Raw genomic sequence first — 14,479 nt, 5'->3', positions numbered from 1 at the left:
ATCGGCCAGGGAACGGCCCAACGTGGCGCTGCCGTGGACGGAGACCGGTCCGCTTGAGTTCCGCGACGTCCTCGACGGTCCGCGGGATCGTGGCGGGCCAGCGCGGCCTCCACAGCTCGGGGGGTACGGGTCCGAGCCTGTCCCGGACCCGCCTGGCGTTGGTAGACAGCGTGCCCCGGGCGCTTCCCGCAGGCGCGAGGACCCGTAGACCCGGCGCATCCCCGGGCGCGAAGCCCGCGCCCACGAGCCCTACGCACGTGGGGATGGACCGAACGCAGCCATCCCGTCCAGCGCCGCGAAAAGGTGAGCCCCACGCACGTGGGGATGGACCGTAGGCCCAGGCGGTGGTGTCGGTGAGCAGGATGTGAGCCCCACGTACGTGGGGATGGGCCGATGTACCGGATCGAGAATGACAGGTCCCGCGTCTGAGCCCCACGCACGTGGGGATGGGTACTCCCACCGGGCTCCTACCGGACGACCGACGCCCGGTAGGAGCCCGGAACACCTGTGGACCCCGGGCGTGGAGGCGTCGTGCACGAGTCGCCTCCCCCGAGTAGCAACCCGGGTTGACACCTTCGCCGCACGCAACCTAGGTTGACAGCATGGACGCGATGGAACTGGCGGCCACCGCCTCGGACACCTCCACCCCCGTCGAGGGTCTGCGCGCGGTCGCCTCGCTGCGCGGTGTGGTCGACGCCCTCGAACTGCGACAGGTGGAGGAGGCCCTGCGATCCGGGGAGTCCTGGACCTCCATCGCCGCGGCCCTCGGGGTCACCCGACAGGCCGTCCACAAGAAGTACGGGAAGAGACTGCGCCACATCACCCCCACCGAGAAGGGCCGAGCATGAAGGAACAGTCCGCGAAACAGGGCCTGCTGAGCATGGGCGGGCACCGGGCCGACATCGAACTCGCGGCGGAACGGGAGGCGGCCCGCGCGGGCCACGCCGAAGTGGGGTTCGAGCACCTCCTCCTCGGCGCGCTCGTCATCGGCGGCCCGGGCGCCCGACTCCTCATGGACGCCGGGCTCGACCTCACCGGGGCGCGGGCGGCGATCGACGCCGTGCTGCGCGAGGACCTGGCCCTGTTGGACATCGACCTGTCCGGGGCGACCCTTCCGGCGGGTGGGGACGAGACGGTCGGGCTTCCCCGGTCCGAGCGGGTGAGCGAGCTTCTCGTCGACTGCCCCTGGTCGGGCGGTGACGTCGCCCTGATCGCGGCGCTCATCGACGACGGCGGCGGCCGGGTCCGGCGTCTCCTGGAGCACGCGGGAACCGACCCCGACCAGCTGCGCGCCGGTCTGGACGACCTCTCCCCGGCCCCCCTGGTGGCCGCCGAGCCGGTTCCGGGCGCGGTGCCGGAGGGGTGGGACGGTATCGCCGTGGAGGCGGAGGTCCCGGTCTCGGCCGACCGCCTGTGGGCCCTGGTCCGCGACCCGGAACGCCGGGGGGAGTGGGACCCGGCCCGGATGGAGGCGCGGGTGGTCGGTGAGGGCGTCGTGGAACTCGTCTCGCCGGGTCGGCCGCCCCTGCGGGAGACCCTCACCCTCTGGAGCGAGGGCCAGGACCTCACCTGGTCCCGGAGCTCGGGGGAGCACCGGCAGGAACTCCGGGTCACGGTCGAGCCGCTCGGCGACCGAGCCCGGCTGCGGTTGGACAAGCGCTGGCCGAGCGCCATCCTCCACAGGCGGATCGCCAACCGGCTCCTGCGCTGGTTCGTCCGCAAACAGATGCGGATTCAGATCCAGGTCATCACCCAGGTCGCCGCCTAGGTTCGGTCGTTCGCGGCGGGGTGAGTGCCGCTCACGTCGGGAGGAGCCTGGAGTGGGATGCCGCGGTGGCGGGCCGAGCCCCTCGCTGGCGGAGGGCGCCTCACGCGGTCTCTCGCCGGTGGCCGCCCCCGGGCTCGGGCCCGGAGGGGCGCCGGGACCCGGGGGCGGGTGCGTCACTGTTGTTCGGCGGGCACGGAGTTCGCGGTCTTCTCGGCCTTGGTCTCCCCGTCGACGGTTCCGTAACCGCCGCCGCCTCCGCCACCGCCGCCTCCCGCGGGGCAGCCCGCGACGAGCAGGGCGACGGCCGTCGTGGTCAGGATCGCTCCGAGGACTCGGCCCGCGCGCCTGGGCGTGACCGTGCCTCGCCTGGTGTCGTCGTACATGAATCTTCCCGTCCGTGGCCGCCGGTGGTCTGCTTCGGGTGAAGGAGACGCCACTGGTAGCCACTTATGGTGGTTGCGACGCGACACATGGTAACAATGCGGAGTCGATTGGCCCGGAAGGGAATCACGTGTCGAGACGCGCCGCCGCTTCGACGACACCCTGGGGTGTGGGCCGCCCGCCAGGGGCGGCGCCCGTTCGGTGGCCGTCGTGCCCGGCTAGCGGACGACGTCGAAGACCTGCTTCTGCACGCCGTTGGCGTACACGCGGTGATCCACGAGGCGCAGCCGGGTGAGGTCCTGGTCCGTGTCGCTGAACAGGCGCTTGCCCGCTCCGAGCAGTACCGGGAAGACGAGCAGGTGGTAGCGGTCGACCAGCCCGGCGTCGGCCAGGGCCCGGCCCAGGGTGGCGCTGCCCTGTACCAGGAGCGGTCCGCCCTCGGTCTCCTTCAGCTCGGCGACCTCGTCGAGGCTTCGCAGGAGGGTGGCGGGCCAGCGCGGGTCCTCCTGGGCGAGGGTGGTGGACACCACGTAGCGGGGCTTGGCGTTGATCCCGGCGAACTCCGCCATGTGCGGCCACACCGGGGCGAAGGCCTCGTAGCTGCGCCGCCCGAGCAGCAGGGCGCCCGCCTCCTCCTGTTCGCTGCCCTTGAGTTCGTAGGCCGCCTCGTCCATCTCGACCGAGCTCACGGTCCACCCGGAGTTGCGGTAGCCGGGTTCTCCGCCGGGGGCCTCCATGACGCCGTCGACGGACACGAACGCGGAGACGATCAGCTGGCGCATGGTCGGTTACCTCGTCTGCTGGGGTGCGGCCTGTCCCGCATGTTGTACCACCGGGCTCGGACGGAACCGGGCGGGCGCGCCTGGGCGCGCGGGAACACGCCGAGCGGTGAGGAGGATTGATCCGGCGCGGTGGCGGTGACAGGCTCCACAGCCAGGAGGCCGCCACGACAACGGAGTCGCGGCGGCCTCCCTCACGGAGCCTCCCTCGCGGCGGCCTCCCTCACGGCGGGGCTCAGTCCTCGGCGGGCGGCTGCTCGCCGAGGAAGAAGGCGGTGGTCCGGTCCCGGGCCTGTTCCGCCTGGTCCCGCGGTGTCCCGAGGGTCACGCTGCACTCGCCCCAGCGGGCGCTGCTCGCCGTGACGAAGCGGCGGCCCTCGTCGGTGCGCTCCCAGCCGTCGGCCTCCTGGGGCATCGACGCCCCCGCGTGCAGGTGCTGGGCCAGCCCGAGCAGGGCCATGTCCCAGCCCACGCCGGTGGCGCCCGGACCGAACCGCTTCCAGAACTCGGCCTCCATGTCGGCGGGGGCGCTGTGTTCGAGGGTCAGTCGAGCGCCGTCGCCGTCGGGGTCCACCCGGACCGCGATCCAGCTGACACCCCCGCCGAACTCCCAGGTGGCGGAGAAGGAGCGCGGCGCCTCACAGGTCTCGATGGTGCCGTTCGCGTTGCCCTCCACCTGGTAGTGGCCGCCCTGGCGCAGGTCGCCCGTGACCGGGGCGAACCAGCGGGGGAGCCGTTCGGTGGAGGTGCACGCGTCCCACAGGTCCTCGACCGTGGTCGCGTAGCGCTGGCTGATCGTGGACACCAGCGTGGGTCTTCCGTCGCGCTCGCAGGTGTCCAACCTGCGGGAGACGGCCTCGATCTGCCCGTCCACGTCGACGGGTGTGTGCTCACTCATGGTCACTCCTGCTCGCGTCGTTGTCGCTTCCCCCGGGCGATCTCGGTCTCCAGCGCCGCCAGGCGCGGTGCCCAGAACCGTCGGAACGGGTCCAGCCAGTCGTCCACGGGGCGCAGCGCGTCGGCGTCGACGGAGTACATCCGCCGGGTTCCGTCCGCGCGCACCGTGGCGAAGCCGTGCTCGCGCAGCACCCGCAGGTGTTGGGAGACGGCCGGTTGGCTGATGCCGAACTCCTCGCGTACCACGGTGGTGAGCTCGCCGGAGCTGAGCTCGCCCGTGGAGAGCAGTTCGAGGAGCCGTCGTCGGACCGGGTCGCCGAGAACGTCGAAGGCGTGCATGACCACAGTATATCAATCCGTGCTTATATAAGGAGAGGCTGATGAGAGAAGGGTGGGGGACGACGAAGCCCCGCGCCCGCCGGGGCGGAACGCGGGGCTCGTGGAGGGGTCAGCGCAGGACCACGGGGATGCGGTCGAGCCCGCTGGAGACGATGGACGGGGTCTGCGGGAACTCCTCGCCCTCGGCGAGCCGCAGGTCCGGGAACCGGGTGAAGAGCTGCTCCAGGGCGATCACGCCCTCCATCCGGGCCAGCCCCGCCCCCAGGCAGAAGTGCGGCCCGTGCGAGAAGGCCAGGTGCGAGTTCCGGGCGCGGCGCAGGTCGAAGGTGTCCGCGTCCTCGCCGTGCTGGCCCCGGTCACGGCCGGCGGCACCGAACCCCATCAGCAGGGCCTCTCCGGCGGGCACCTCCACCCCGCCCAGGGTGACGTCCTCGGCCGTGTAGCGGAGGGGCATGTACTGGACGCTCGCGTCCCAGCGCAGGGTCTCCTCCACGGCGTCGGCCCAGGTCGCCTCCCCGGAGCGAATGAGGGCCAGCTCGTCCGGGTGGGTCAGCAGGGCGTGGACCGCGTTGCCGATGAGGTTCATCGTGGTCTCGTAGCCAGCGCCGATCATCAGGATCAGGGTCCACACCAGCTCGGACTGCGACAGCCGCTCGTCGCCCTCGGCGCGCGCGTCGAGCAGGGCGCTGGTCATGTCGTCGCCCGGGTTCTTCGCCTTCTCCTCGGCCAGGGAGCCGAGGAAGGCCTGGAGCTCCTCGTTGGTTCGGGCCGCCATCTCGGGAGTGAGGGTCGCGTCGAAGACCCGGTGGATCAGCGTGTGCAGGGTGTCGCGGTGCTCCTCGCCGACACCGAACAGCTCGGAGATCACCGTCATCGGCAGCGGCAGCGCCAGCGCGGCCCGCAGGTCGACCGGGCCCGGCCCGTCCGCCTCGGCGGCGTCGAGGAGCCGCGTGGTGATCGCCTCCACGCGCGGACGCAGCGCCTCCACCCGGCGGGGGGTGAACGCCTGTGACACCAGTGCGCGCAGCCGCCGGTGCTTGTCGCCGTCGGCCGTGAGCATGTTGTCCGGGGCCACCCAGGAGATGAGCGGCCAGTCCATGGGGATCTCGCCTTCGGTCCACGGGCGCCAGTGGCGGACCTCCTTGCGCACCCCCGGGTGGGCGAGCGCCTCCATCAGCACGTCGTGCCCGGTCAGCGCCCGAACAACCACGCCACCAGCGATCTCAACTTCGACGACGGGGCCTCGGGAGCGGAGTTCTGCGGTCTGTCGGTGGAGGTCGTAGGGGTGGAGGACGGGGATGTCTGTTGCCATGGGGGTGTGGTGCCTTTCGGGGAGACGGGGGTGAACGTGACGGGTAGCTGTGACAGTGCCAGCGCGAACGGGGCGGGTCGCCGCTGGACGTTCTCCTTGTTCGCCTGGAGGTCGGGCAGGCGCTTGGTGAGGGTCTCCACACCGACCTGCGCGATGGCGTACGCGAAGCCCTGTGCGGGGCACCGGTGCGGTCCCACGCCGAAGGCCAGGTGAGCGCGGTTGCCCTGCTCGATGTCCGGGCCGCTTCCGGCCATCGCGGCGTGGGCGGCCGCGTACCCGAGCAGGATCGGTTCACCGGCCCGGATCACCGTGCCGTTGCTGACCCGCACGTCCTGCACCGGGTACAGGACGGGGTAGTTGTTGACCGGGGGGTCGATCCACAGCAGCTGGTCGATCGCCTCGCCGACCCCCACCCGGGCTCCCCGGTACGCCTGCCGGACCTCGTCGTCGGCCAGGAGCGTGTGGGCGGTGCCGGAGATGAGGTTGGCGGTGGGTTCGGCGCCGGCGCCGATGGTCACCACGAGCTGGTGCAGTAGTTCCTCGTCGCTGAGTCCGGCGCGGTGCTCCATCAACCACGAGGTGATGTCCTCACCCGGCTGCGCGTGCTTGGCGGAGATCGCGTCGGACAGGGCGCGCTCGTACTCGCCGTTGGACTTGACGACGTCGATGCCGTCCCACAGCGCGCTGAGGGAGTTGAGGACGCGCTCGCCCACGTCGCGGGAGAAGCCGAAGATCTCGCACAGCACCAGCAGGGGGAGCAGGCGGGCGTACTCGGAGACGATCTCGGCCTGGCCGCGCTGGCAGAAGGCGTCGACGAGGATGTCGGCGTGCTTGCGGGTGATCTCCCCGATGCGGCTCTCCGGCACCCGGCCCAGGGAGTCGATCACGGCCCGCTTGAGGCGGGCGTGCTCGTCGCCGTCGGAGAAGAGGAGGTTGGGGCGGTGCATCATCATCGCCACGACCGGGGCGTCGTCGGGGATGCGGCCCTCACGCCAGTCGAGCCACAGGCGCGAGTCGCGGCGAAAGGTACGGGTGTCCCGGCACCAGGCGGTGATCAGCGCGTAGTCGGCCACGACCCAGGCCCTGATCCCCGGAAAGATCTCGGCGGGGAACACGGGGCCGTGCTCCTTCACCATGCGCAGGTTGACCCCGTGGGGGTCGTTGGTGAATTCGGTGGAGTGAAGCTCGGCGTAGGGGCAACGGGGGGCCACGGTCATCCTGTCCTGGGAGGCGACGAAGCGCCCAGTCTAGTGAAACTTCTGGCGTTTTCTACACCTTGTGTCACTCCTGTATCGCCTGCCCCAGCGGTGTTGTGTGGGCGGCAGGTGTCCGGTCCGGTTCGGACACCGGGGTCGAAACCGGGCGACGGTGCGCTGACCAGCGAGGCCGTGGGCGCGTACGCCCCGTGAGGGAGGGCGGCGCCCCCGTGGCGACCGTTGGGCGCGGCACCGGTACGGAACCGTCTCGCGCCGGACCGGTGACCAGGGCCACCACGGGAAGCGGTCGCGAGCCGTGCGCGCCGTTCGTCTCCGACACCCCGGACCCCGGTTCAGTCGAGGAGCGCCTGTTCGATCTGACGGATGGTCTGCGCGGCGACGGCCGGGTGCGCCTCGGCGTGGGCCGCGTACGCCCGCAACCCCGTGATCAGGGCCCAGCCGCGGCCACGGGCCCACAGGGCGTCGTCCTGCGCTCCCCCCAGCCCGAGCCCCGCCCCCAGCTCGGCCCGGAACTCGGCCCGGGCCGCCGGTGACATCAGGGTGAACGCGATCGTCAGGTCGCGGGCCGGGTCCCCCACGCCGAGGGTGCCGAAGTCGATGACCGCGCTCACCTCGCCGCCGCGGGTCAGCAGGTTGCCGGTGTGGAAGTCGCCGTGGAACCACACCGGCGGGCGGTTCCACGCGGGGGCGTCCAAAGCCTCCTCCCAGAGCGAGGTCAGCGCCCTCGGGTCGAAGACGCCGGTGACTCGGGAGACGACCGCCTCCAGGTCCGATCCGCGCAGGGCCAGAGGTTCTCCCACCAAGCGTTCCGGGACCCGAGGTGGCGTGTTCCGCTGGAGGGCGACCAGGAACCGGGCGAGTCCGCGCGCCTGCGCCGCGCTGTCCGCGAGGGTCTCGACCGCAGCGGTGTCCCCGGGCAGCCAGCGGCTCACCGACCAGCGCCACGGGTAGCCGAACCCCGGCTCGCCCACGGCCACGGGCTCCGGGACGGCCAGGGGGAGACACGGGGCCAGGCGCGGCAGCCACCGCGACTCCCGCTCCACCTGCCCCGCCGCCTCGGCGTGGCGGGGGAGACGGACGGACAGGTCGTCGCCCAACCGGTGGATCACGTGGTCGAGTCCTCCGGGGCGGACCGGCCGCAGCGGCAGCCCGGACCACTCGGGGAACCGGTCGTCCACCAGCCGCCGGACCAGCTCGGTGTCGATCGGGGGAGGCTCGGGTGGAGCGGGCCGCGTCATCGGGGCGCCGCCTCCTCGGTCGGGCGGTGAGGTCCCGCTCATTCCATCGTCGCGGGCCTCCGGGTGTCCACGGATTTCCCGGGAGACGCGGCCGGTCTGGGCCGCCCGCGCGTGGGGCCCCTCCGGGCCCCTCACAGGTCAGTACGCCGAGGGGACGTCGGGGTGCTCCAGGAGGGGGTGCTCCAGGAGTACGGCGCCCCGGAACCCGTCCGGGCCGCCCGGGCCCAGGGCGGACATCGCGTCCAGCACGGCGTCGGCGACGGGTAGCAGGTGGGCGTCCACCCAGGTGTCGCCCGTGGCGGTGTTGGTCCAGGGGTCCTCGACCACCAGGGCCCCCGGCACCGCGCCGTGGCAGAGCACCCAGTGCGGCACGTCGAACCCCTGCATCGCGGCCAGCGACACCAGCAGGAGCACCTGCCCGCCCCGGGCCACGACCGCGCGCATCTCCTCCGTGGAGAGCCGGAGGGGGTCGACCGGGAGTCCGGCCCGGGCCGCGTCCTCCCGGGACCGCCGCTGGAGCACGGCCCGCCACGCGCGCTCGTCGCCGTCGTAGGAGTCGAGCAGCACGGGTGCGTCGGTGTCGAGGCGTACCGTGACGGAGGCGTCCGGCCACGCGCGGTGCGCGGCCAGGCCCAACCCGACGGGTTCGCAGGCGGGGAAGTTGGTGGCCTCGCGCCACAGCGCGAGCTCGGCGGGGCGGTCGAGGTCCGCGGGCCGCAGGGCCCCCGCGTGCGCCCGGGCGGCCAGCGCGGCCACCGCCCCGCAGGTGAAGGTGGTGGTCTGCCGGTAGTACGGGGGCTCGGCCACCCCGGCGCCGTCCCGCCAGCGCACATAGCCGGTGGCGGGCTGGCCGGGGTCGTCCACGCCGCCGCGCGGGGAACGCAGCGGGGCGAACCCGGCGGCGGCCGCCTCGTCGGCGCCGACGGTCCATCCCTCCCACACGACCTGGGGGTGTCCCCGCTCCCGCGCGAGGTCGACGACGGCCGCGACCGTGCGCGCGCGATCGCCCGCCACGTCCACGATCTTGGCGTAGGCCGCCCCGGGGCGGGAGGTCACCAGGGCGGCACCGGTCCACGCGCCGCCCGGCCGGTCGGCGACGGCCACGACCACGGGGGAGTGGGTGGACCGGTCCGGTGCGGCCCAGCGTTCGCGCACGTCGGAGGGGACGACGCGCTCCAGCTCCGGTGGTGGGGCGGCCGGGTCGAACGGGACGACCACGCGGTTCTCGGACGGGCTCCGACGGTCTGCGGACATGCTGTGCTCCGGGGGTTCACCGGCGCGGCCCCCAAGCGGCGCCGCACCGTCTCACGCGCGCGAACGGCGCAGGACGTAGATCAGGTAGGGGCCGCCGACCAGGCAGATCATCAACCCGGCCGGTACCTGGGAGGGGGCGATCAGCGTGCGGCCGAGGGTGTCGGCGACACAGACCAGGAGCCCGCCCAGCAGCATCGCCACCGGAACCAGGCGGCCGTGCCGGGCCCCCACCAGGGCGCGCGCCAGGTGGGGCGCCATGAGGCCGACGAAGCCCACCACGCCCACCGCGACGACACTCACGGCGGCCAGGACGGCGCCGACCGCCAGTAGGCCCAGCCGGGTCGGCCCCACCCGCACCCCGAGGACACGCGGGGTGTCCTCGTCCACCGACACCAGGTCCAGGTGACGGCTCGCCCCGAGCACCAGCGGCGTCGCCACCAGCAGGGCCACGGCCACGGGGAGGACGTCGGGCAGGGTACGGCCGTAGGTGGTCCCCGACAGCCACGTGAAGATGCGCGGAGTCTGCCAGGGGTCAGCGCGCAGCAGCAGGAACGTGGTCACCGCGCTCAGGGCGTACCCGCTCCCGATCCCGACCAGGACGAACTGGTCCGGGCGGAACCCGCCCCGCCACGCCAGCGCGCAGATCAGCGCGAAGGTGGCCAGCCCCGTCAGCACGGCCATCGACGTCAGCGAGAGGACCCCGGCGACCGCACCGGAGGTCACGACGAGCACCGCGCCCAGGCCCGCCCCGGCCGTGATGCCCAGTAGGCCCGGCTCGGCCAGGGGGTTGCGCACCGTGCCCTGGACCACGCTTCCGGCCAGACCGAGCGCGGCGCCCGCGAGGACCGCCGCGGCCACCCGGGGGAACCGTTCGTCGAGTGCCCGGCCCACCAGGTCGGGGGCGGTGCCCTGGAACCAGGGCACGAGGTCCCCGGTCCGCAGCCACAGGCTGCCCGCGAGCACACCGACCAGCGCGGCCGCGGCCAGCAGCACGGCGGTGGCGAGGAGGACACCGAGGAACCGCCGAGGCGTGCGGGGGCCGGTCCGTGCCCCGGGCGGTCGGCGGAGCGTTCCGGCGTCACGCAGGCGCAGGGCCAGGACGACGATGAGGACGCCGCCGAGCACCGCCGTGGGCACCCCGGTGGGGATGGACGCGGCGCCCTCGGCGCCCACCAGGGCCCGCAGGGACGCGTCCGCCAGGAGGATGAGGGCGGCGCCGAGCAGCCCGGAGACCGTCACCAGGAGCAGGTGTCGGTGCAGGGCGGGTACCCGGGCGGCGATGAGGCGGGTCAACACGGGTGCGGCCAGACCGACGAAGGCGATCGGGCCCGCCAGCGTCACGGCGGCTCCGGTGAGCAGCACCGCGCACACCACCGCCGTGATCCGGGTGGAGCGCACGGGCACGCCGAGGGACGCCGCGGTGTCCTCGCCCAGACCGAGCACGTCCAGCCGTCGGCTCAACAGCAGCGCCACCACCAGCACCGCCGCGACGAGCGGCAGCGCGCGCAGCGACGCGTCCGCGTTGAGCTGGGCCAGGGAACCGCTGCCCCAGGCGTACAGGCCGGTGGTGTTCTCCTTGAACAGGATCAACAGCATGCCGGTGGCCGCGTCCAGGGCCAGCGCCAACGCCGAACCGGCGAGCACGAGTCGCGTGGTGGCGGTCCCGGCGGCGCTTCCGGCCAGCGCCAGGACGAGCGCGGCTGCCAGCAGGCCCCCGGAGAAGGCCACCAGGCCCGACGCCCACAGCGGGATGGCGAGGCCGAACGCGGCGACCAGCGTGAGCGAGAAGTAGGAGCCCGCTGTGACGGCGAGCGTGTCGGGGGAGGCGAGCGGGTTGCGGGTCACGGACTGGAGCAGCGCACCGGCCACACCCAGGGCGAAACCCACCGCCACACCGGCGAACAGGCGGGGGACCCGCGACCCCTCCAGCACGTGGGCGACCGGCACCCCGCCGACCTCGGCGCGCTCCCCGGCGAGGAACCGCACGAGGTCCCACCACCCCACGCCCGAGGTGCCCTGCGTGAGGTGCCACAGGCCCAGCGCGGCGACGGCGACGGCCAGGACGGCGACCACCGCCGCCCCGGCGGCCGCGCCGCGCGGACCCGGCCCCCGCGGTGGGGCCGTCCGGGGCCCGGCGGCGCGGAGGTCGCTCATGCCCCGGTGAGGGAGTCGACGAAGGCGTCGATCGCCTGCGCGGTCGAACGCGGGCCCCCGGCCCCCCACACGCGCGGCGGGAAGGCGTGCGCCCGGTCCTCCTTGACGGCGGGCAGGGAGGTCCAGATCGGGTTCTTGCCCAGCTCCTCCACGTAACCGCCGACGCCCTCGTCGTTGGCGTAGAAGAGGTTGGCCCCGCCCACTGCGGTCAGGCCCTCGACGTCGGTCTGCGCCAGCCCGTAGGAGGGGTCGACGCCGCCGTCACCGTAGGCGTCGTTGATGTCGTCGGTCCAGGCGGAGGTCATCCCCAGCTCCTCGCCGAGCGCGGTGAACAGCGCGCCCTGGCCGTAGGGGCGGATCGTGAGGTTCCCGCCCTGGAGCCAGCCGTCGAAGAAGAGGAAGTCGGTGGTGGGCAGGTCGACCCCCTCCACCTGCTCGCGGGCCTCGGCGAGGTGGTCGTCGAACTCGCGCGTGACCTGGTCGGCGCGTTCGGTGCGCCCGGTGGCCTCGCCGATCATCCCGAACACGTCGAGCATGTTGCCGATGGGGTCGGCCGGGTCGGCGCCCCGGGTGACCAGCACGGGCACACCCCGCTCCTCCAGCCGGGAGATGATCTCGTCGTCGGGGGAGGCGGCCTCCACGATGATCAGGTCCGGGTCCTGCGCGTACAGGGTGTCGAGGTCGGGCTCCTCGCGGCTACCGATGTCGGTCACGCCCTCGGGAAGCTCCTCGGCGCTCACCCACGTGCTGTAGCCCTCGGGATCGGCGACGGCCACGGGGGTGACGCACAGCGTGAGGGCGTCCTCGACCTGCTGCCACTCCAGGACGGCGACGCGTTCGGCGGGCTGGTCGAGTTCGACCTCGCGGCCGACGCCGTCGGTGAGCGCGACCGGGTCGCCGGAGGTGGCCGTGGTGTCCTGGGCACAGTCCTCGGACGCGGGGGCGGCCGGGGCATCGGAGGCGGACTCGTCGACGGTGGTGGTGCCGCACCCCGCCGCGGTGAGGGCGAGAGCCGCGGCGGCGAGGGCCGCGCGTCGGGTGGCGCTGGTCATGGTGGGTTCTCCCTGCTCTGTACTGCTCTGGAGACTGCTGTCGAGGGGGTGGGTGGAGGCGTGGGGGGCGGGGCCGCCGGAGAGGCGGACGGTCCGTTGGGCGCGGTCTACCGGCGGAGTTCGGCTCGTCGGCCGACCGGGTCCATGCGCAGGCGGCCGGTGACCGGGTCCTCGCTGACCTCGATCCGGATGCCGTAGACCTCGCTGAGGTGGTCGGTGGTGAGCACCTCGGCGGGAGGGCCCTCGGCGTGCGCGCGACCGGCGTTCAGGAGCAGCACCCGGTCGGCGACCCGCGCGGCGTGGTCGAGGTCGTGCAGCACGACCCCCACCGCGACCCCGTGATCCTCCGCCAGGTCGCGGATCAGGTCGAGGGTCTCGACCTGGTGGCGCAGGTCGAGGTGGTTGGTGGGTTCGTCGAGCAGCACCACGCCGGTGTCCTGTGCCAGGCAGGCGGCGAGCCAGACCCGCTGCATCTCGCCGCCGGAGAGCGCCCCGGCGGCGCGGTCGGCCATGTCCGCCACCCCGGTGGCGCGCATGGCGCGCCCGACGGCGTCCCGGTCCTCGGCGCTCGGTCCCGCGAACCCGCGCCGGTGCGGGTGGCGGCCGAAGGCCACGATCTCGCTGACGGTCAGCCCCTCCGGTACGGGCCGGGACTGGGCGAACAGGGTGACCTCCCGGGCGAACCGGCGCGCGCTGAGCAGGGACACCGGCCGTTCGTGCCCTCCGTCCGGGGCTCCGAGCGTCACCCGGCCGCCGTCGACGCGGTGGAGTCGGGCGAGCGAGCGCAGGAGGGTGGTCTTCCCGCTGCCGTTGGGGCCCACCAGGGCGGTGACCCGGCCGGAGGTCAGGGTCAGCGAGGTGCCGTGGACGACGGTGGTTCCGCCGTGGCTCAGGACGAGCCCCTCGCCGCGCAGGGCGCTCACGGGTGGCGCGGCGTCGGGCACGCCGAGGGGTCGGTGCGGGTGGGGTCCGCAGGGCCGATCACGCCTCCGGTTCGCACGGTGCGGCCGGGGCCGGAGCGGTGCGCGGGGGCGTCGGCGATGCCCGGCCCCTCGTGGCCGTTTCGGGCACGGGGCACGGTCGGACACGTGTGAGCAGGGCCGACGCCAGAAGAAGTTAGGTTAGCCTTCACTCACTCAGAATAGGATCGGCGGTGTCCTGGCCGCAATCAGGACTTCCGGACACCGGATACGGAGAACCGGTCAGCGCCCCCGCGTGCTCCCCGCGAAGGACCCCGGAGTCGTGCCCATCACCCGCCGGAACGCGTCGATGAACGTGCTGGTCTGCGCGTAGCCGAGCAGGTCGGAGGCCTCTTGTACCTCGTGCCCCTCGCTGAGTAGCACCAGTGCCCGGTGGATGCGCAGTGACTGCCGCCACTGCGCGAAGGACAGGCCGGTGGAGGCACGGAACGCGCGGCTGACCGTACGGGGACTCGTACCCAGGTCCCGCGCCCACTCCTCCAGGGAGCGGTCGTCGGAGGGGTCGGCCATCAGGGCCCGGGCGACCGCGTCAGCCCGGGGGTCGCCGGGCATCCGCAGCGCCAGTCGCGGAGCGGCGGGCTCCAACAGGTCGAACACGACCGCCTCCGCGCGGGCGCGCGCCTGGGCGTCGAGGTCCGTGCGGGACAGGTGGACCAGAAGCGACTCCAGGGGCGGGGTCATCGCGATGACCGTGGGCTCCCCGAACGCGAGGGGTGTGCGCTCCGGAGCGAAGAAGGCGTTGTGGAGCCCGGCCCCCGTCGTCAACCGACCCGCGTGCACCCGCCCCTCGGGAACCCACAGGCCGCATCCCTCGGAGACGGTGAACAGGCGGTCTCCCACCCGCGCGGTCAGTGCCCCGTGGCGCACCCACACCAGCTCGTGCGCCGGGTGCGCGTGCGGTTCCCACTCGGTGGGGCCGTCCGGAGCGTGCGACTCGGAGACGATCACGAAGGGCGACGGAGTTCCCTCGGGCAGAGCGGAGGCCCGCCGTAGCCGTGTCCTCGGCTCACGCCGCCAGACCCCCCGCCCGGCACCCTCCGAGGACGCCGCCGACCCGGTCACACGCACGCGCCCCCCAGCCCCTCGCTCCGCGTACCACCCGACACCG

Annotated in this window: 14 protein-coding genes; 2 read left to right on the top strand and 12 right to left on the bottom strand. The window is 73.6% G+C overall.

Features of this window, described 5'->3' with window-relative positions; translation table 11 throughout:
• Positions 1–602: 602 nt before the first annotated feature.
• The gene (locus ABZ635_RS09975; protein WP_357761746.1) at positions 603–848 is read left to right on the top strand and encodes a hypothetical protein; all 246 of its coding nucleotides are present in this window, start codon (positions 603–605) and stop codon (positions 846–848) included.
• The gene (locus ABZ635_RS09970) at positions 845–1,768 is read left to right on the top strand and encodes a Clp protease N-terminal domain-containing protein (RefSeq protein WP_357761743.1); all 924 of its coding nucleotides are present in this window, start codon (positions 845–847) and stop codon (positions 1,766–1,768) included. The genes ABZ635_RS09975 and ABZ635_RS09970 overlap by 4 nt, the downstream gene beginning before the upstream one ends.
• A gap of 173 nt (positions 1,769–1,941) precedes the next feature.
• Here the strand turns inward: ABZ635_RS09970 and ABZ635_RS09965 are convergent, their stop codons facing one another.
• The 12 genes from ABZ635_RS09965 to ABZ635_RS09910 all read right to left on the bottom strand — a co-directional run bounded on the left by ABZ635_RS09965 (position 1,942) and on the right by ABZ635_RS09910 (position 14,319).
• Positions 1,942–2,151: a hypothetical protein gene (locus tag ABZ635_RS09965; RefSeq protein WP_357761740.1), complete on the bottom strand. Its 210-nt coding sequence runs from the start codon at positions 2,149–2,151 to the stop codon at positions 1,942–1,944.
• Between the two features lie 216 nt (positions 2,152–2,367).
• Complete coding sequence (locus ABZ635_RS09960) at positions 2,368–2,931, bottom strand: dihydrofolate reductase family protein (RefSeq protein WP_357761737.1); 564 nt, start codon at positions 2,929–2,931, stop codon at positions 2,368–2,370.
• A gap of 232 nt (positions 2,932–3,163) precedes the next feature.
• Positions 3,164–3,826: an SRPBCC family protein gene (locus ABZ635_RS09955; RefSeq protein ID WP_357761734.1), complete on the bottom strand. Its 663-nt coding sequence runs from the start codon at positions 3,824–3,826 to the stop codon at positions 3,164–3,166.
• 2 nt (positions 3,827–3,828) lie between these two features.
• Positions 3,829–4,164, bottom strand: coding sequence for a metalloregulator ArsR/SmtB family transcription factor (locus ABZ635_RS09950; protein WP_357761731.1), 336 nt, complete (start codon positions 4,162–4,164; stop codon positions 3,829–3,831).
• A gap of 109 nt (positions 4,165–4,273) precedes the next feature.
• The gene (locus ABZ635_RS09945) at positions 4,274–5,374 is read right to left on the bottom strand and encodes a cytochrome P450 (RefSeq protein WP_357761728.1); all 1,101 of its coding nucleotides are present in this window, start codon (positions 5,372–5,374) and stop codon (positions 4,274–4,276) included.
• Positions 5,356–6,693 (bottom strand): cytochrome P450, encoded by a 1,338-nt coding sequence (locus ABZ635_RS09940; RefSeq protein ID WP_357761725.1) that lies wholly within the window; start codon positions 6,691–6,693, stop codon positions 5,356–5,358. The genes ABZ635_RS09945 and ABZ635_RS09940 overlap by 19 nt, the downstream gene beginning before the upstream one ends.
• A gap of 332 nt (positions 6,694–7,025) precedes the next feature.
• Positions 7,026–7,931, bottom strand: a complete 906-nt coding sequence (locus ABZ635_RS09935; RefSeq protein ID WP_357761722.1) for an aminoglycoside phosphotransferase family protein — start codon at positions 7,929–7,931, stop codon at positions 7,026–7,028.
• Between the two features lie 138 nt (positions 7,932–8,069).
• Complete coding sequence (locus ABZ635_RS09930) at positions 8,070–9,185, bottom strand: peptidase C39 family protein (RefSeq protein ID WP_357761719.1); 1,116 nt, start codon at positions 9,183–9,185, stop codon at positions 8,070–8,072.
• A gap of 51 nt (positions 9,186–9,236) precedes the next feature.
• Positions 9,237–11,339 carry an iron ABC transporter permease gene (locus ABZ635_RS09925; protein ID WP_357761716.1) on the bottom strand — a complete coding sequence of 701 codons (2,103 nt, stop codon included), beginning with the start codon at positions 11,337–11,339 and terminating at the stop codon, positions 9,237–9,239.
• Entirely contained in the window at positions 11,336–12,391 is a 1,056-nt protein-coding gene (locus ABZ635_RS09920) for an iron-siderophore ABC transporter substrate-binding protein (RefSeq protein WP_357761713.1), read from the bottom strand. The genes ABZ635_RS09925 and ABZ635_RS09920 overlap by 4 nt, the downstream gene beginning before the upstream one ends.
• A 107-nt stretch (positions 12,392–12,498) precedes the next feature.
• Positions 12,499–13,335 carry an ABC transporter ATP-binding protein gene (locus ABZ635_RS09915; RefSeq protein WP_357761711.1) on the bottom strand — a complete coding sequence of 279 codons (837 nt, stop codon included), beginning with the start codon at positions 13,333–13,335 and terminating at the stop codon, positions 12,499–12,501.
• Between the two features lie 258 nt (positions 13,336–13,593).
• Complete coding sequence (locus ABZ635_RS09910; protein ID WP_357761709.1) at positions 13,594–14,319, bottom strand: AraC family transcriptional regulator; 726 nt, start codon at positions 14,317–14,319, stop codon at positions 13,594–13,596.
• Positions 14,320–14,479: the final 160 nt, after the last annotated feature.

It is taken from the genome of Nocardiopsis sp. NPDC007018 (assembly GCF_040635075.1).
Taxonomy (GTDB): Bacteria; Actinomycetota; Actinomycetes; order Streptosporangiales; family Streptosporangiaceae; genus Nocardiopsis.
This window is presented reverse-complemented; position numbering and strand designations above follow the sequence as displayed.